Genomic DNA, 18,889 nt, shown 5'->3' on the forward strand with positions numbered 1-18,889 from the left:
TCTGATGAGCAAACTAGACAAAACAGAAGTGTTATCTGCCTTTGAAGCAGCGTACGAAACTGCCAATGGTAAAAAACCTGAAATCACAACTAAACCTGGTTGGTACAGCATTGATGGCGGTAAAAATTTACGCCTAGCTGACGTAGCAGAGCTTACTAAAAAGTTAAACTCTGGTAAAACAACTAAAACGAAAAAACCAAAAGCAGCTGCGCCTGTTAAAGCACAGAAAAAAGCGCCATTCACTGTTGTTACCGAAAACGAAGAAGGTTACACAGCGGAAGAACTTTGGATTGTAATTTTAGCTCGTAAAGATCATGACTGTCGCTTACCGCGCGGTGTTGTTTAATCAACATTTATGATTTTTAAAAGAAACCGCGTTAAGCGGTTTTTTTATGTGCGTTATTTGCTAAAAAATATCTAAAAATTATATTAATTATCGTCTTCCAACCTTAATTGCACCATTTAATCAAAAAAATAGAGCCTTATAAGTTGAGTAAGACTAAAAAAAGCGGCTATGTAGCCGCTTTCAAAAGATCAAAATAAATTATAACTTTTCGAAGTAAAGTGGTTCGCGCTCTTTTTTACCCACTTCATTCATTGTTTCGGCATTGAATAATCGACCATTGATCATGGTGTAATCTACTTTATCCGAATCTCGAATATTTTTAAGCGGATCGCCATCTATAACCATTAAATCTGCCAGTTTGCCCACTTCAAGGGAGCCTACGTTTTTATCAAGCCCTAAATACTTAGCCGGATCGAGTGTTGATGCACGTATAGCTTCAAGTGATGTCATTCCGCCTTGTGCAAACATCCACATCTCCCAGTGTGCACCTAAGCCTTCACGCTGACCGTGAGCACCTAAGTTAACTAATACACCTAGGTCTTGTAGCTCAGCAGCAACGCGTGCGTTATTGAAGTGATTATAGTGATGATCGGGCGCTTTAATGCGGCGCATAGAGCGTGGTAATAATTGATTTTTTGGCACAAATTTACTTAAACGCGGGTGATTCCACACATCAGTTTTATCGTACCAGTAGTTCTCACCCCAAATGCCACCATAAGCCACTACAAGCGTAGGTGTGTAACCTACATCACTTTGCGACCATAACTGCTTTATATCGTCGTATATATGCTCTACAGGGATTGAATGCTCAATACCTGTGTGTCCATCTACAATCATACTTAAGTTATGTTGTAATAATGAGCCACCTTCAGGGACAACCATCATTTCAAGCATCCGGCCTGCTTCAATAACTTGTTGGCGCTGCTCTCGGCGTGGCTGGTTATACGATTTAACACTAAACGCCCCTACTTTTTTAAGGCGCTCTAAATGAAATTTAGCATCGTCTAACGAGTCAATATGCGACGTATAACCTGGCATATTTGCGCCATATAAAATAGTACCGGTTGAGAAAATACGCGGGCCAACAATCATGCCTGCCTTTTGCATTTCGCTTGCGGTAAATATTTCAGAGGTATCGTTTGATGGATCGTGAATTGTAGTAACACCTAGCGCTAAACCTGCAAAGTTTTTCCAGTTTTGCTCAGGTATAATTTCGTCACTTGCTTGCGAGCCATGTGCATGAGCATCAACAATACCAGGCATAATAGTTTTACCTGTTACATCAATAACCTCAGCACTTTTAGGAATGCTTATATCGCTGGCTGTACCAATTGCTTTAATATGCTTGCCATCAGTGATAATTACACCATTTTCAATAACCTTTTCGCCGTCCATAGTTATAATTTTTGCACCAGTGAGCGCAATCATACCTTTAGGCTCTGCCATTTTTTTACTGAAACCGATATTATCGCCACTTTTCACTTTAAAGTCGGCATCTTCGGCTTTGTTAATAGCAAACATCCCCACAAGGCTTGCATGATAAAGCTCAGGCCCTAATGTCCAATAAAGTTTGTTGCTCTTAGCACTCCAGCTAATGTTTTCACCAGCACGTACCGATAACTGCTCTATTGGAAATTGACTGTCTTTAGGCCCAATATTAATTGTTTTACCACTTTGAACAAACGGTGTTACAAATACTTTAAATCGCTCAGCAAAAGCGAGATATTGCCCATCTGGTGATACTCTAAATTCTGTCGCATGTTCTGACTCGTACAGTTTACGAACTTTTTTACTTTCAAGCTCAACTACACTTAGCGTTGGTTTTGGCCAAGGACTCATTATAAAAACGCGATCGTTTGCATCTCCAAATTGTGGTTGATAACCACTTTTTGAAATAAGCTCACTTTTACCGCCTTTTGCGCTTACGCTATATATACCAGGGTTAAGTGACCATTTAGGGTTTAAAATACTGCCCCCCGTGGCTTTTCGATAAACAACCGTTTTCCCATCTGGACTAAACGCAGGCTCTACATATTTCCCGGGCTCTTTAGTAATTGTATCGCCACGACCACTGCGCGCAGAAACCACTCTTACAGACCCTTGTTTGTTATCATCCCATGTGGTGTAAACTATTTTTTTACCATCGCGAGAGTACTGTGGAAATAATTCGTAATGATCAGTTTGCTTTGTTAAACGCTTAATTTTACCCGACTCTAAATTACGTTTATAAATATGCCCAAGCGCTTCAAAAATTGCCGTTTCGCCATCTGGGCTTACTTGCACATTACGCAGCATTTTTACATCAAACTCATCAGTATCTAAGTTTTGTGTAAAGCGCACCGCTTTTTGAATTTTTTTAGTAGTTTGCACTTTAAAAGGAATGGTTTTAACGGATTTGTCTGCAACATCTAGCTTGTGAATTGTACCACCAGCCCAAAATACTAACTCTTCGTTATCGGGGGTCCATGCAATGGTTGGGTATACACCATGAATAGCCCATGTTTCTTGCATATCTCGCTCAAGCTTATCGTAAAGCTTAGTGTGCTCACCGCTAGTTAAGTCATATAAATACAAGCTAGTTTGAAAGTCATCACGCTTTATATAAGCAAGCTTTTTACCATCTGGTGATGGTGTAGGCCTAATAGCACCGCCCATCGTATCGATTACAGTTTCAATTTCACCCGTTTCACGGTCGTAGCGCTTAATTTTATAAATGCCCGCTACAGAATCCTTTGAATAATGAAAGGTTTTACCGGGTGTTGCATCATGCGAAAAGTATACATAACGACCATCAGGTGAAAACATTGGCTCACCTAAATCTTTTTGATCGTTCTCGCGTTTTGTAAGCTGTACGCCCTTGCCACCCGCTTTGTGATACAACCACACTTCACCTGCTCCCAATGAGCGGCTAGCTGTAAAGTGTTTACGCGCAACTAAGTAGTCGCCATCAGGACTCCATGCAGGACTATTTAGTAATCTAAAGGTTTCATCGGTAACAGCGTGTTGATTTTCACCATTTAAGTCCATTATCCAAATGTTATCGCCACCACCTTGGTCGGAGGTAAACGCAATACTTTTGCCGTTAGGACTAAAACGTGGTTGCATTTGCCATGCAATATCAGAGGTGAGCTTTGTAGCTGTACCACCACTCATTGGCATAGTGTAAATATCGCCAAGTAAGTCAAACACCACGGTTTTACCATCAGGGCTAATATCTATATTCATCCATGTGCCCTGCTCAACGCTAATTGCAGCGTCAACAAATTGCCCCTTAGGTGAATCTACTTGCCATTTTTGTTCGTCTTTTTCAGCGGCATTTACCTGCCCTATCGCTAATGACACCGACAGCGCCAATACTGTATGAAGCATTTTTTTCATGCGTTTCTCGCTTGTTATTGTTGCAGTAAAAACTATTTCACATGATTGCAACAAAAACAAACGCAACTTGCCAGCGTTATATGATAAAGCGCGGTTTATGTAGGTTTAATGCCAAACAATAGGGTCAAATTGATAGTAATTAACTAGCATACTATAAATTTCAGGATCGTATCGGCGAAGCTCTGCGGGTTTTTCGAGGAAGGTTTCGGTGAGTACAGCAAAAAACTCAGCTTCGTTAGTCGCACCATAACTGTGAATAACATGCGGCATGCTATAGGCAACATGGCTTTTTAACTGAGTGAAGGCGCGGCTAAATACCCTGCCCCACTCTTTGTAATCTGCTGAGCTTTTTAAAATGGGTGTGCCCGTTGTTTTACCTGTTTCTTGATCGAGTTGATGCGCAAACTCATGAAATACCAGGTTATGTCCATCACTTGGTAAACGATTACCCTCAAGTACATCATGCCAGCTTAAAACGAGTGTGCCGCCAGGCCATGACTCGCCTAGTCTTACCGTATTATGGTAACTCACAAGTCCTGCACTATCGCGAGTTGATTGCGGAGCATAATAAGCACTTGGGTATAATAAAATTTCTTTTACATTTCTATATAACGGCCACGGTTTATTGAGTACTAATACACACGCATCGGCGGCAACAATTAACTTCATTGCAGACGTTAGTCTTAAGCCATCACAACCGACAAAGCGTTTTTCGTTTAAAAACCACGTAATATGTCGCTCTAATTTTTCTCTGTCGGCGTCGGTCATTTTTTTATAGATGGGCATGCAACGCAGTAAAATATCTTTTTGCTGCGAATTTAAAGCAAAGTCTTTATATTTACTGCGCCATAATCGGTTTTGAATTGATGGCCAACGCCAGAAAATCACCACAAAAAGAATTAAAACAACAATTAACAGTCCATTTATCATGGGGATTTCCTGAGCTAAGGTATGGTATATAAATATGTCCAGCACACGTGCTTTTCAAGCATACAAGGTTATGTATTTGAATATAAAATAATTCACATCGTATTGCTTATAGATTTATTATCCAGAGTTCAGGTTAATTACTACTTTGCACTGCCGGTAGATGATGTGTTTAGAGTTAACCTTTGCAAAAGGAGTCAAATGTACCCTGCAATGTGTTTATAAATTTCGCTACGTGCAAACCATCCATTAATGAGTGGTGTACATCGATAGCTAAAGGCATTGTACCTGTGTGTTTATCAAACTGACCAAATACAAATTTAGGAATGCCTAAACTCTCCCCTTCACTAAATGCATGCGAAAACGCACTAAAATTCAGCCACGGCAAAACAGATATATGAATTAAGTCGGCCTGCCCTTCTGTTTGGGCAAATGCATCAGAAAATAACGGCTGTTGTTTCGCTTTTTTGCTTACGTCACTTGCATGATTTGCAAACTCTTTAAACTCGCCTGTGCTGTTAAAATAACTAAAAACAAACGTATCGTTTTCAGACAACTCAACCACACTTGCGCGAACACTATTAAGTAACCATGGTTGATTATCTATTATACGTAGCATTATTGAATCGTACTCATGGCACGCTTTTAAGGTGCAATATACATACGCTTGAAAAAAAGAAAATTGATTGGTTTTGCAATAGTCGTAAAGTGCTTGAGCATCTAAACGCACACACACATTAAAATAAGGCTGAGAAAAGTGTTTAAATAATTCAAAGTGTTGCTTTCTAGGCCAATTATCTAAATCGATAGGCTGCATGAGAGAGGTTGAGGGAGTCATAATTTGCCGCACAAAATTAAAAACAAAGTGTACCGCTGTTCAGTAATAATTGCATTAGGGTCTGTTGATCTTTCAAGGTTAAATCCGCAAAGATCAACACCCCTTAACTTACAGATAAACAAAAGGTGTGCAATTGCACACCCTTATATAAATTAGAACTTAGATCACAGACCGTTTTTAATGATCTCTTGCGCTAATTCGTCAGCAATTAAATGCGTTGATTTTTGCTCTTTTTCGCTACGGGCAAAGATTTCAGTTAACGTATTAAAAATACCTTCAACATGTTTATTAGACGCTGCTGCACTGTAACCTTCTGGCGCTGTTTCGTAATAAACATTAATAATACCACCAGCGTTAATTACGTAATCTGGTGCATATAAAATGCCTTTTTCACGAATAACTTCACCGTGGCGAGACTCTGCCAGCTGATTATTAGCACAGCCTGCAATAATAGTCGCTTTTAAACGCGGTATCGTTAAATCGTTAATAGTTGCACCTAATGCACAAGGTGCATAAACATCAACATCTAAGTCGTAAATTTCATCAATGCCAACCGCAGTCGCGCCAAAATCATTAACTACGCGATCAATTGCAGCTTGGTTAATGTCAGTTACAAACAACTCAGCGCCCGCATCGGCTAAATGCTTACATAAACCATATGCAACAGCACCTAAACCTTGAACAGCCACTTTCACACCTGCAAAATCTTGATGACCACGTTGATGCTGTAGCGCTGCTTTAATTCCTAAAAACGTACCATATGCTGTAAATGGCGATGGGTTACCACTTTTACCTTCAAGACCCAGTACGTAATTAGTTTCTTTATTCATAATAGCTACATCAGCACATGTAATGTTTACATCTTCTGCTGAGTAATAGCTGCCATTTAATCGCTCTAACTGGCGGCCAAATGCACGGAATAATTGCTCAGATTTAATTTCTTTCGCGTTACCTATAATTACAGATTTACCACCACCAAATGGTAAGCGCGCAACTGCATTTTTATAAGTCATGCCCTTTGATAAACGTAGCACGTCGTAAACAGCATCTTCGTCGTTCGCATAATCCCACATTCTACATCCGCCAACAGCAGGACCTAGGTTGGTATTATGTACAGCAATAATTGCTTTTAAACCCGACTCTTCATCAGAACAAAAAACCACTTGTTCATGGTTATCAAATTCAACTCGATTAAACACAGCCACTTAAAATACTCCGAAATAGTTAACCCGTGAGAGGGTATGCGCGCTGGAAATTGCCGAGACTTTATCACTTCATATTCGAGTTCGCTATACTCGCAGAAGATAAAACCAATGAAAACATCAAGCTTAAATTAAATAACCGAATTAAAACTATTGTATAGATAAAAAATTCACAAAATCGTCATTTGTAAGTTTTAAAAACTATAAATAGAACAACCACACCAACTTACGTTTACGTGAACGTAACACAACTATTGCGTGTAAAGTTTAATATACAAGTGCTGCTTGCCCGCCACGTACTGCTGCCTATAGGTTTTCAGTAAAAAGTGAGCTTTTTCGCAAACTGGTCAGAGCTGTAAACTTGGTAATGACTCTATTTAAAAAAACAAAAAAGCGAGCACTAGGCTCGCTTTTAAAAGCATAACTTACGTTATTTTAGTTTACTATCAAGCTCTTCTATTTTAGCTTTCCAGATTGCAGGACCTTGTGTATGCGCATTAGCGCCTTCACTGTCTACTGCAACGGTCACTGGCATATCTTCTACTTCAAATTCGTAAATAGCTTCCATACCTAAATCTTCAAAAGCAACTACGCGTGCTTTTTTAATCGCTTTAGATACTAAGTAAGCTGCGCCGCCTACAGCCATTAAATAAACAGATTTATGCTCTTTAATAGACTCAACAGTTGCAGGTCCACGTTCAGCTTTACCAATCATGCCTACAATGCCTGTTTTTTCTAGCATCATATCGGTAAATTTATCCATGCGAGTTGCCGTTGTAGGGCCTGCAGGACCTACTGCTTCATCACGTACCGCATCCACAGGGCCTACGTAATAAATAAATTTATTATCAAAGTCTACGCCTTTTGGTAAACCTTCACCTGAATTGATCATATCTTGCAGACGTTTATGCGCTGCATCACGACCTGTTAAAATAGTGCCCGAAAGTAAAACAGTTTCGCCCATTTTCCATTCTTGAACATCTTTTTTAGTCAGTGTATTTAAGTCAACGCGACGTGTGCCTTCGCCCACTTCAAATGTTACTTGTGGCCAATCTTCTAGCTTAGGTGCTTTTAAATTAGCAGGGCCAGAACCGTCAAGTGTAAAATGTACATGGCGAGTTGCCGCACAGTTAGGGATCATTACTACAGGTTTTGAAGCCGCATGCGTTGGTGCTGTTTTAATTTTAACATCAACAACCGTTGTTAAACCGCCTAACCCTTGTGCACCAATACCTAATTTATTAGCACGGTCAAAAATTTCTAAACGTAGTTTTTCTTCTGTTGTTTCTGCACCGCGTTCCATTAGTTCATGGATATCAACCGGGTCCATTAACGACTCTTTAGCCATTACTGCCGCTTTTTCAGCCGTACCACCAATACCTATTCCTAGCATGCCTGGCGGACACCAACCAGCACCCATTGTTGGTAGTGTTTTTTCTACCCATTCAGCAACATCATCTGACGGGTTTAACATAACCATTTTACTTTTGTTTTCAGAGCCGCCGCCTTTAGCCGCAACCATTACTTCTACTTTACCACCCGCTACTAAATCAATATGCACAACCGAAGGCGTATTATCTTTCGTGTTTTTACGCGTGCCAGCAGGGTCTGCAACAATAGATGCACGTAAAGGGTTATCTGGATTCAAATATGCACGACGAGTACCTTCATCAACCATTTGTTGAACGGTTAAATCTGTTTTATCCCACTTAACATCCATACCTACTTTAACAAAACAGGTAATAATACCGGTATCTTGGCAAAGTGGACGCTTGCCTTCAGCCGACATGCGTGAGTTAATTAAAATTTGTGCAATGGCGTCTTTAGCCGCTTTACTTTGTTCTTTGTTGTAAGCTTTTTCGAGAGCTTGAACAAAATCAAGTGGGTGATAGAACGAAATATATTGCAATGCATCTTCAATGCTATCAATAAAGTCTTGCTGACAAATTGTACTCATAGTGGTTCCTTAAGTTACCGTTACGCGTTGTCGCGTAATCTAAATCAAACCGGTGACGGTGGTTTGCACTGTTTTTTACAGCTTAGTGCTGCCAAAAAATTTGACTTATGATACCCTCCCAGCCCGTTTCGAGCCAGTTCTTAAAGGGGCAGTAAATGCTAAACAATAAAAAAAATTGTATTAAATTAGGCATAACACAAAACTGCATTGACGTTTTTGCGCATTTTTCACATTTGCCTTATGCAATTCTATTAGATTCTGCAAATAGTAATCATATAAACAGCCGTTTTGATATTATTGCCATTGAGCCGCAAAGTACCCTTGAAGTAAAAAATAATAAAAGCTTTTTAAATAATATAGAAAGTAGTGATAACTGCTTTGAAATTATGAATAATGAGCTTTCGCATCTTGATAAAACAAAAGCCGGTTACGATTTACCCTTTAACGGCGGCTGGCTTGGCTACTTTGGCTACGACCTAGGCCGTACAATTGAAAATATCCCCACTCGTGCTATTGAAGATATTAATCTTCCCCAAATGGCTATTGGCCTTTACTTAGATGCCCTTATTTACGACAAGCAGCAACAAAGCTGGTTTTATGTATCGCAGCCAAACACCAATCGATTAGCGCTTTATGAGCAATACTTAAATACACACGCTAACTCCCAAGTTAATACGCAGTCCTATGCCCTAAACAGCGACTGGCAATCAAATATGAGCGAAACGGAGTACGCTGCAAAGTTTGCCCAAATTGAGGAGTATTTAAAAAGTGGCGATTGTTACCAAATCAATTTAGCGCAGCGCTTTAACGCTCAGTTTGAAGGCTCTCCTTGGGCAGCTTACATTAAACTGCGTGAAGCAAATAAAGCGCCATTTTCGAGCTTTATAAATCACCCTCAAGGGGCTATTTTATCAATTTCTCCTGAGCGCTTTATATCTGTAAACAATAACGTTGTAGAAACCAAGCCAATTAAAGGCACACTGCCGCGAAAAGCAGATGCACTAGAGGATCAACGCCAAGCGCAAATACTCGCAGCATCAGCTAAAGATCGCGCTGAAAATGTAATGATTGTCGATTTACTGCGTAACGACTTAGGCAAAGTAGCAAAACCAGGCAGCGTTCACGTCCCTTCCCTTTTTGCTATTGAAAGCTTTCCGGCAGTGCATCATTTAGTAAGCACGGTAACCTCAGAACTTGATGAAGGTAAAACAGCGGTCGATCAGCTAAAAGCGGCTTTCCCGGGTGGCTCAATCACCGGTGCGCCCAAAATTAGAGCGATGGAAATAATTGAAGAATTAGAACCGCATCGCCGCAGCATTTATTGTGGTTCAATTGGTTATTTAAGTGCATGTGGAAATATGGATACGAGTATCACTATTCGCACCTTGGTGTGCCACAAAGCGCAAATTTACTGCTGGGCAGGTGGCGGAATAGTCGCTGATTCTAAAGTCGAATTGGAATATCAAGAAACATACGATAAAGTAAATAAAATTCTTCCTTTACTAAAACAGTAGGTCGCTTTGAATAGTGAGCACATTATGGCGCGTTTTCTGTTAAGTCCTACAGCTGCGCCAAATCAATTAAAAGACACACGTAAAAAACGCGCTAGCGCTGTTATGCTGCCAATTATTGATATAGATAACCATGCACATATTTTACTGTGTAAACGCCCTACTTATTTACACCATCACCCTGGGGAGATTTGTTTGCCCGGAGGTAAGTTTGAAGTAAGCGACATTACCCTTCGCACCACAGCCCTTCGCGAACTAAAAGAAGAGCTAAATATTGCCCAAAGCAACGTTAATGTATTAGGTCACTTACCTGAGTATTCAACCTTAACGGGTTTTAGTATTAGCCCCTATGTAGGTTTACTCAAAAAAGACACCACCTGGGAAAATGACTATAATGAAGTACAAGCGAGCTTTTTGCTCTCTGTCACTGAGTTAAATAACGAAGCTAACTGGCAACCCTTACCTTTTCAACGATTTGGGAAAACGGTTATTTTGCAAGGTTTTAAAACGCCGCATGGTTTACTTTGGGGTGCGACTGCAAGCATTATAAAAAACTTTACAAAACAACTCGCCTTACCAGTTTAAATCTTCGTTATTAGTAGTTACACAATCACAATTCCACGTTATCATGCTCGACCGTTCAAAGAGCAGCTTCGTGCTGATAAAACAAAGTAGAGACACACACATTATGATCAGTGCATTTGATATGTTTAGCATTGGTATTGGCCCTTCGTCATCACACACCGTTGGCCCAATGCGCGCATCACGCTTATTTGTTAATGACCTACAAGAACAACAATTATTAGCAAATGTTACCGATATTAAAGTAGAGCTTTATGGCTCTCTTGGTCAAACAGGTGTTGGCCATGGCTCGGGTAAAGCCGTAATTCTTGGTTTAGCCGGTTACGATCCTGAAACAATTGATGCCGATTTAGTCGACGACATTTTAGCAACCATCGAAAAAGATCAGGTTATTTATCTAAACAAAACACACAAAGCTAAGTTTCCAAAACAAGGTGCTATTGTTTTTCATCGTCGTAAAACACTGCCTAAGCATTCTAATGCAATGGAAATTATCGCTTCAAACAACGGCGAAAAAGTTTACAGCAAAGTATATTACTCTATTGGCGGTGGCTTCATTGTTACCGACGAAGAGTTTGAAAACGAAAAACAGGCAGCCCTCGATATTAGAGAAGAAAATCCAGCCCCCTTCCCATTTGGTAGCGCAAAAGAACTACTAGAGATGTGTAAAGAGTCTGGGTTTAGTGTTTCTACCTTGATGATGAAAAACGAAAAAACACTGCGCACTGAAGACGAAGTAAAAGACACATTGTTCCATATTTGGAAAGTAATGATGGCTTGTATTGACCGTGGTATGCGCACCGAAGGTATTTTACCTGGCGGCTTAAAAGTAAAACGCCGTGCGCCCAGCTTATACTTAAAACTAAATATAGAGGTCAGTAACGACCCGCTTCGTGCAATGGACTGGGTTGATTTATTTGCCCTTGCCGTAAACGAAGAAAACGCTGCAGGTGGCCGTGTAGTTACCGCACCAACTAATGGTGCTGCGGGTATTTTACCGGCTGTGCTTATGTACTATCACACATTTGTGAAAGAAGTAGACCGCGATATAGCCACGCGTTATTTATTAACCGCTGCTGCTATTGGTATTTTATATAAAAAGAATGCCTCTATATCGGGTGCCGAAGTAGGTTGCCAAGGTGAAGTCGGCGTTGCGTGCTCTATGGCTGCAGGCGCATTAACAGAAATTGTTGGTGGCAATGTTGTGCAAGTAGAAAACGCGGCAGAAATTGGTATGGAACATAATTTAGGCCTAACGTGCGACCCTGTTGGTGGCTTAGTACAAGTACCGTGTATTGAACGTAATGCAATGGGCGCTATTAAAGCAATTAACGCTTCACGTTTAGCTATACGTGGCAGTGGCGAGCAAAAGGTATCACTTGATAAAGTGATTAAAACCATGCTTGAAACTGGTAACGATATGAAAACTAAATATAAAGAAACCGCTCGCGGTGGATTGGCTGTTAATATTATCGAATGTTAATCAGCTCGCTATAAAAAGAAAAAGCCGCCTATTTTTAAAATAGGCGGCTTTTTTATTATTCATTTAATGTAGTGACATTATTTAACGGGTAACTCTATATCTGCAAATAACTTATCTACGTCATCTTGGTTACGTAATAAGCTTGCTCGCTCTACTCGCTCTTTAGTTAAGTGCGGTGCAAAACGTTCGATAAAATCATACATATAAGTACGTAAAAAGCTGCCCTTTCTAAAACCAATCTTGGTCGTACTAGCTTCAAATAAGTGGCTTGCATCAATACACACTAAATCGGTATCGCTTACTTGATCTATCGCCATTGAAGCAACAACACCAACTCCTAAACCCAGTCGTACGTATGTTTTTATAACATCAGCATCGGTTGCGGTAAATACAATGTGTGGTTCAAGCCCGTGTGCGCTAAACGCTTTATCTAACTCTGAGCGGCCCGTAAAACCAAATACATATGTAATGAGTGGATATTGAGCAATATCAGCAACGGTTAAACTATTTGCCTTTTTAGCCAACGGATGGTCTTTAGCGACAACAATACTGCGATTCCAATGGTAGCAAGGCAGCATAACTAAATCTGAATACAAATGCAGTGCTTCTGTTGCAATAGCAAAATCGGCATCACCGCGTGCTGCAGCATCCGATATTTGCTGTGGAGTACCTTGGTGCATATGAAGCGATACCGCAGGGTATTTTTTCATAAACCCTTGAATTACGTTAGGCAAAGCATAACGAGCTTGGGTATGTGTTGTAGCAATATTTAACTTACCTTGATCAGGTAGCGTATGCTCATTAGCAACGGCTTTAATACCTTCTACTTTAGAGAGTATTTCACGAGAAATATTAATAATATCTTCGCCGGCACCGGTTACATGCGTTAAATGCTTACCACTGCGACCAAAAATTTGCACACCCAACTCATCTTCTAACATGCGTACTTGTTTAGAAATTCCTGGCTGCGAGGTAAATAAACTCTCAGCAGTCGCTGAAACATTTAATTTATGATTTTGTACTTCTACGATGTATCTGAGTTGTTGTAATTTCATGGCTGCAAATTTTAACGTTATTATTCATATTATTTATAAAGGCAATACCGCTTAAAACCAAGTGTTATTTACGTAAAATAGCACTTTAGGTCTTTAGGTGTGCAATTATCTGATTAGAGCTCAAGGCTAGCATAATAAATATGCTTCAGGTAGCGATGATTATTCAGCTTTAGTTTATAAGCCCTTAGGCTTACTGCAGTTTATAAAGAGCTCAACCTATCAATTTTTTGGTATATTTTTTAAGTTAATCGGCGCAAAGCTACCCTGTTAACGTATATTTAATGTAAGATTAAATAATTAGGTTATATATCCGAGAATTACACCATGATCGTTTCTATTATAATAGTGCTTATAGTTGCATTGATTGTGATTGCACTTTGGGTAAGTGCTGTACAACAACACAAAGAAAAACAAGAGGCAGAACGCCGTAAAGAGCTTACAAAACAAAAAGCTATAATAGAAGAAACAGAAGAGGCACTAATGAATAGTGCTAACATCCCCCTTTCTGAAAATCTAATTCGTACATTACAGCGCCGTATTTACGAAGCCTTAAATACAATGGTTACTAACTCGCAAACATCTAAAGCACTTAAAAGCCGCTTAAGTGAAGCAAAAACGCACTTATCTAATCCAGTTCAAGATAATAGCAATGAAGCTTTAACGCTACCGAGTAATGACAAACAACTTGTAGGCCTAATTCAGGGCATTAAAAAATTACGCTCAATTTTACGCTCTGAACACAGCAAAGGTCGTATTGATAGCCAAGTTTTTGTTTTAGAAGATAAACGTCTCGAAAAACTACAACTGCGTATTAATATTGAAAGCCAAATAAAACGTGGCTTGTCTGCCCGCTCAGCCAGTATGGTTGGCTCTGCAAGACAGTACTTTGAAAAAGCGCAGGCAACACTCAGCGCAGTTACCTACTCTGATGAATATGTAACAACAAAACGGCTAGAAGTTGAGGGTTACTTAGAGGCAATTAGTGTTGAACTTAGAGCTTCTAATGCAAGCGCACTTAAAAAGAAAACAGAAGAAGAGCAAGACGACTTAGATATACTGTTTGCTCCTAAAAAGAAATGGTAGTGCTTTTATAAAAGCATTAAAAAAGCCTGCACAAATTAAAATTTGTGCAGGCTTTTTTGTATTTTTTGTCTCGTCCTGAAATGTGTTTACACATTTAGGATTTATTATGACCAAGTCAAATAATACACCGATCAAACGAACACAACGAGATTATTCATTAGGCTTTAAATTACAAGTTGTGGACGCTGTAGAAAAAGGCGATATGACTTATAAACAAGCCCAAAAAATTTATGGCATACAAGGTCGTTCTACCGTGCTTACTTGGTTAAGAAAACACGGTAAGATGGATTGGACTCAATCACCTAAGATAACTATGCCTACATCACCTAAAGCCAAAGAAAGTCCCGCTCAAAAAATAAAACGCCTCGAGCGAGAGCTTGAAGATGAGCACTTACGTAACCTGTTACTCAATGAAGTGGTTAATATTCTTGACGCTGAGCATGGAACAAGCCTTCGAAAAAAGTATATTGCCAAGGAGCAAGAAGCCTTCAAAAGCAAAAAATAGTTAGCTTAGAACGTGCTTGCATGCTGCTTGGTATAACGAGACAAGCGATATATCAACGAGAGAGCAGAGCTAAACTGCGTGCTATTGAACTAGCACCAGTTAAAGCGATGGTATTGGAAATACGACGTTTTATGCCGCGCTTAGGTGGAAGAAAGTTGTATTTTTTACTTAAACCAAAATTCATAGAGCGAGGCATAAGTTTAGGTCGAGACGCTTTTTTTAGTTATTTGAAAAATGAACGTTTATTGGTTAAACCTAAGCGTAGTTACACTAAAACTACGTTTAGTAAACATTGGATGAAAAAGCATCCTAACTTGCTAAAAGATGTGCAGCCATCGCGGCCAGAAGAGGTTTTTGTAAGCGATATAACCTATGTTCAATCAGAGCAAGGTGTTCACTATCTATCGCTAGTAACTGATGCGTATAGTCGCAAAATTATGGGTTATGAACTCAGTGATGAAATGAAGGCGACAGATGTTGTTAAGGCATTAGATATGACAATCAATAATCGTCAGTATCAATGTAGTACGATTCATCATTCAGATAGAGGGTTGCAGTATTGCTCGCAGGTATATCAAGTAAAGCTTAATGAAAATGGCATTATTCCATCAATGACCGATGGCTATGACTGCTATCAAAATGCACTGGCGGAGCGTATTAACGGCATATTGAAACAGGAGTTCTTACTCTATAAATGCCAAAATCTAAAAGAGCTACGTGAACTCGTCGAAGAATCAATATTAATATACAATGAAATGAGGCCGCATTTGAGTTTAGGAATGAAAACACCAAACCAAGTGCACAAAAAAAGCCAGGAGCAAAAGCTACTGGCCTTCAATTAAAACCGTCAACGTATTTTAGGACGGGACATTTTGTTAGCTATTAAGACAAAAATGCAAACTTGAAAACAAACAAGGCTGTTAATATCCAAACACTAATACTGACTTGATCTTGCTTACCGCACAAGACTTTAACCGCCGTATAAGATATAAAACCAAGTGCAATACCGTGCGCAATCGAAAACGTTAATGGTGTCATTAGTAATACCACAGTAACAGGAATTGCATCGGTCATATCATCCCAGTTTACAAACTTTAAATTTTGCAGCATCAGAACAGCGACATATAAAATAGCGCCTGCCGTAGCATAAGCCGGTACCATTTGTGCAAGCGGTGCAAAAAACATCATTAGTAAAAAGCAAATGCCTACAACTACAGCTGTTAAGCCAGTACGTCCGCCAACAGATACACCAGCAACCGATTCTATATACGATGTAGTCGTAGACGTACCTAGCATCGCACCTGCAATTGTTGCTGAGCTGTCAGCACTTAATGCGCGCCCTAAACGAGGCATGTTACCTTTTTCATCAGCTAAACCTGCTTTTTGAGTTACCGCAACTAATGTACCCGAAGTATCAAAAAGATCGACAAACAAGAAAGCAAAAATAACACTCATCATTGATATATCAAAAGCGGCTGCAAAATCTAGCTGCATAAAAGTAGGCATTATTGATGGTGGCATAGCCATAACACCGTGATATTCAACAAGCCCAAAACTTAGAGCAATGCCAGTCACTAATAAAATACTAATAAGCACGCCACTTTTAAAGTCGCGATATAAAAGCGCTGCAATTACAAAAAAGCTTAATATAGCCAATAACGGACCCGGAGAAGTAATGTCGCCCAACTGTACTAATGTTGCCGGGCTTGAGACAATAATGCCTGCATTTTTAAGGGCAATTAATGCTAAAAAAGCACCTATACCCGTTGCGATTGCTCGCTTGAGCACCAGAGGTATGGCATTAATAATCCACTCTCTGACTTTAAATAAGCTTAAAAACAAAAATATACAACCCGACATAAATACAGCCCCTAACGCGGCTTGCCAGGTATAACCCATTCCTAATACGACACCATACGTAAAAAAGGCATTTAGTCCCATACCAGGCGCTAATGCTAATGGATAATTAGCCCATAAACCCATTATAAAACAGCCTATCGCAGCTGCTATACATGTCGCTACAAATGCAGCCCCTTGATCCATCCCAGCCTCTGCGAGCATAGCCGGGTTTACAAATACAATGTATACCATAGTTATAAAGGTAGTTAGGCCAGCAACGCATTCGCGTTTAACTGTTGAATTATTTTCGCTCAGTTTAAATAAGGCTTCGAACATAATAAACTTGTGATAGTAAAAAGTGGCGAGATTTTAACATAAAAATTATCTTTTACAGGACATTTTACCTTGCTATATACTAAACTGTTAAAGTAGTTAAAATAATAAATGAACCGATATGCTTAAAACAACACCTTGTGAGCAAGACTTAGAGCAACAGCTAGATAATATTTTAGGTTTTGTTACTCAACCCGAAAATACCTCTGTGCCCGTTGATAATAAAAAAGATGAGCAAAGTACGTTAAATAAAGCCCTATATTATTTAAAAAATAATCAAGCTCCATTGGCTGCAAAATGGATGCGACTTGCTGCAATGGCGGGAAACCATAGAGCACAGTTTTATTTAGGTTTATTTTTTGTGAAAGGTGAAGGCGTGCCACAAAGTGTATTTCATGCTGTAGCTTGGTTAAGCTTAGCAAGTAGCCAAGGGTACGCCCCTGCCACTGCAGCGGTTACAGATATACGCAAACATATCGAAACTAAGCGATTTAAAGATGCTCAATGTTATGCGGCAAGTTTGTACGAACAAATTCACCAACTCCAGTTTTCTCATATGATCCCTCGCACGAGTGAAAACACATAAGCTAGCTATGGCAGAAGTACTGTATGCAGTGTTAAAAATACTGTATATGGTTACAAAGATAATCCTATACAGTATAAAACCCCAAAATGAAGACACTGCTCAAAAATTTATTTTTAGAATACCTTCTCAAAAATAATTCCATAACAATCTGATTAATAAAGAATTATAAATTAAAAAAATAAAAACAATGATCAAAAGCTGAATAACTGTACAAATAAATAGCATAAAAGGCTTGCACGAAAGCACTGTATAAACTACTGTATATGAATACTGTATAAAAACCCAGTGAGTGAAATTATGTTACAGCCTATTACCGTAAGAACAGTTAAAAGTTACCAACAAGATGAGCAAAGCGATTGCGTGAATTTGATTCAAATTGAAGATGAAATTTCAGCGACCTTTGAGCTTTTAAAAGTATTACACCAATACAATAGCTCTAATGCATGGACGTTACTAATTGCTCCAGATCACGTACCTAGCAAAGCTTTACTTGACTCATGCTCTATTGATACAAGTAAATTACTTGTTATTAGACAGAAGCACCTAGTAAATTTAGAGTATGTATTAAATTCTGCATTACATAACGGAAACTTTGCAGCGGTAATTACCTGGACCGATATAGTTAATAACCAACTACTTACGAATCTATCGTTCGATTTAAGTAAAACGAATACAAAACTATACTGTTTTACTAAAAAGTCTCAAACAACAGAGATATCACTCGCCCAATAAGCTTGTTAAACTAATGTTTTAGACTTTGTATTATTATTATGACTTCACTCAATACCACATTATGTTTTTGCAGCAGTGGGCACAATTATGCCGATTGCTGCGAGCCGCTTCACTTATCTGTTAAGCAAGCTGACTCTCCTGAACAACTTATGCGCTCACGATTCAGTGCTTATGTTATTAAAAATGCAGAATATATTTATCAAACCTACGCAAAAGAAAAACAAGCTGAAAATCCGGTTAAAGAAATCAATGATTTTGCTAACAGCTGTCGATTTATAAATCTTGATGTAATTGGGTCAAGCCATGATGGCGATACCGGTACTGTAGAATTTAAAGCCCAATATTTTTATCAAAACTTATTTTGTGAGCTTCACGAAAAATCGCAGTTTATTAAAGAAAACACTCAATGGCGTTATTTAGATGGCACTATATATCCTGTTGAAGATATTAAAGTGGGCAGAAATGATGACTGCCCATGTGGTAGCAATAAAAAGTACAAAAAATGTCATAGCGTGTAATAAATAATCTTATT

Annotated in this window: 16 protein-coding genes; 9 read left to right on the forward strand and 7 right to left on the reverse strand. The window is 39.2% G+C overall.

The annotated features are described in order from the left end of the window. Positions 1-4: 4 nt before the first annotated feature. Positions 5-346: a hypothetical protein gene (locus QL995_RS08615; RefSeq protein ID WP_002961684.1), complete on the forward strand. Its 342-nt coding sequence runs from the start codon at positions 5-7 to the stop codon at positions 344-346. 198 nt (positions 347-544) lie between these two features. Here the strand turns inward: QL995_RS08615 and QL995_RS08620 are convergent, their stop codons facing one another. The 5 genes from QL995_RS08620 to QL995_RS08640 all read right to left on the reverse strand — a co-directional run bounded on the left by QL995_RS08620 (position 545) and on the right by QL995_RS08640 (position 8,648). Continuing rightward, complete coding sequence (locus QL995_RS08620; protein WP_290293991.1) at positions 545-3,724, reverse strand: amidohydrolase family protein; 3,180 nt, start codon at positions 3,722-3,724, stop codon at positions 545-547. 105 nt (positions 3,725-3,829) lie between these two features. Continuing rightward, the gene (locus QL995_RS08625; protein WP_002961680.1) at positions 3,830-4,654 is read right to left on the reverse strand and encodes a M90 family metallopeptidase; all 825 of its coding nucleotides are present in this window, start codon (positions 4,652-4,654) and stop codon (positions 3,830-3,832) included. Positions 4,655-4,829: 175 nt separating this feature from the next. After that, positions 4,830-5,468, reverse strand: a complete 639-nt coding sequence (locus QL995_RS08630; RefSeq protein WP_290294024.1) for a chloramphenicol acetyltransferase — start codon at positions 5,466-5,468, stop codon at positions 4,830-4,832. A gap of 185 nt (positions 5,469-5,653) precedes the next feature. Beyond that, positions 5,654-6,694, reverse strand: coding sequence for a Glu/Leu/Phe/Val dehydrogenase (locus QL995_RS08635; RefSeq protein ID WP_222714745.1), 1,041 nt, complete (start codon positions 6,692-6,694; stop codon positions 5,654-5,656). Positions 6,695-7,121: 427 nt separating this feature from the next. Then, a complete protein-coding gene (locus QL995_RS08640) occupies positions 7,122-8,648 on the reverse strand; it encodes a fumarate hydratase (protein WP_007583843.1) in 1,527 nt (508 codons plus the stop codon). A gap of 155 nt (positions 8,649-8,803) precedes the next feature. Here QL995_RS08640 and pabB point away from each other — a divergent pair, with 155 nt between their 5' ends. The 3 genes from pabB (at position 8,804) to QL995_RS08655 (ending at position 12,224) form a co-directional block, all read left to right on the forward strand. After that, a complete protein-coding gene (pabB, locus tag QL995_RS08645) occupies positions 8,804-10,162 on the forward strand; it encodes an aminodeoxychorismate synthase component I (protein ID WP_290293992.1) in 1,359 nt (452 codons plus the stop codon). 6 nt (positions 10,163-10,168) lie between these two features. Further along, positions 10,169-10,744, forward strand: coding sequence for a CoA pyrophosphatase (locus tag QL995_RS08650; protein ID WP_033026841.1), 576 nt, complete (start codon positions 10,169-10,171; stop codon positions 10,742-10,744). A gap of 103 nt (positions 10,745-10,847) precedes the next feature. Continuing rightward, positions 10,848-12,224 (forward strand): L-serine ammonia-lyase, encoded by a 1,377-nt coding sequence (locus QL995_RS08655; RefSeq protein ID WP_010555091.1) that lies wholly within the window; start codon positions 10,848-10,850, stop codon positions 12,222-12,224. 77 nt (positions 12,225-12,301) lie between these two features. Here the strand turns inward: QL995_RS08655 and cysB are convergent, their stop codons facing one another. Next, a complete protein-coding gene (gene cysB, locus QL995_RS08660; protein WP_002961670.1) occupies positions 12,302-13,279 on the reverse strand; it encodes an HTH-type transcriptional regulator CysB in 978 nt (325 codons plus the stop codon). 324 nt (positions 13,280-13,603) lie between these two features. On the opposite strand from cysB, the gene QL995_RS08665 reads away from it, so the two are divergent. Continuing rightward, positions 13,604-14,362 carry a hypothetical protein gene (locus QL995_RS08665; protein ID WP_024590993.1) on the forward strand — a complete coding sequence of 253 codons (759 nt, stop codon included), beginning with the start codon at positions 13,604-13,606 and terminating at the stop codon, positions 14,360-14,362. Between the two features lie 106 nt (positions 14,363-14,468). Continuing rightward, positions 14,469-15,709 (forward strand): IS3 family transposase gene (locus QL995_RS08670; RefSeq protein ID WP_139016255.1). Its coding sequence is split into 2 segments (ribosomal slippage): positions 14,469-14,832 and positions 14,832-15,709, totalling 1,242 coding nucleotides; the frame shifts between segments, so codons are not numbered across the junction. Between the two features lie 40 nt (positions 15,710-15,749). On the opposite strand, the gene QL995_RS08675 is transcribed toward QL995_RS08670, so the two are convergent. Then, the gene (locus QL995_RS08675; RefSeq protein WP_007583709.1) at positions 15,750-17,042 is read right to left on the reverse strand and encodes an NCS2 family permease; all 1,293 of its coding nucleotides are present in this window, start codon (positions 17,040-17,042) and stop codon (positions 15,750-15,752) included. Positions 17,043-17,160: 118 nt separating this feature from the next. Here QL995_RS08675 and QL995_RS08680 point away from each other — a divergent pair, with 118 nt between their 5' ends. The 3 genes from QL995_RS08680 to QL995_RS08690 all read left to right on the forward strand — a co-directional run bounded on the left by QL995_RS08680 (position 17,161) and on the right by QL995_RS08690 (position 18,875). Next, the gene (locus QL995_RS08680; RefSeq protein WP_007583707.1) at positions 17,161-17,625 is read left to right on the forward strand and encodes an SEL1-like repeat protein; all 465 of its coding nucleotides are present in this window, start codon (positions 17,161-17,163) and stop codon (positions 17,623-17,625) included. A 297-nt stretch (positions 17,626-17,922) separates the two neighbouring features. Further along, the gene (locus tag QL995_RS08685; protein WP_007583705.1) at positions 17,923-18,357 is read left to right on the forward strand and encodes a SulA-like leucine-rich domain-containing protein; all 435 of its coding nucleotides are present in this window, start codon (positions 17,923-17,925) and stop codon (positions 18,355-18,357) included. A 38-nt stretch (positions 18,358-18,395) separates the two neighbouring features. Further along, positions 18,396-18,875 (forward strand): YchJ family protein, encoded by a 480-nt coding sequence (locus QL995_RS08690; protein WP_290293993.1) that lies wholly within the window; start codon positions 18,396-18,398, stop codon positions 18,873-18,875. The last annotated feature ends 14 nt before the right edge of the window (positions 18,876-18,889 follow it).

Origin of the sequence: Pseudoalteromonas sp. APC 3358 (assembly GCF_030408075.1) — a bacterium.
GTDB lineage: Bacteria > Pseudomonadota > Gammaproteobacteria > Enterobacterales > Alteromonadaceae > Pseudoalteromonas > Pseudoalteromonas arctica.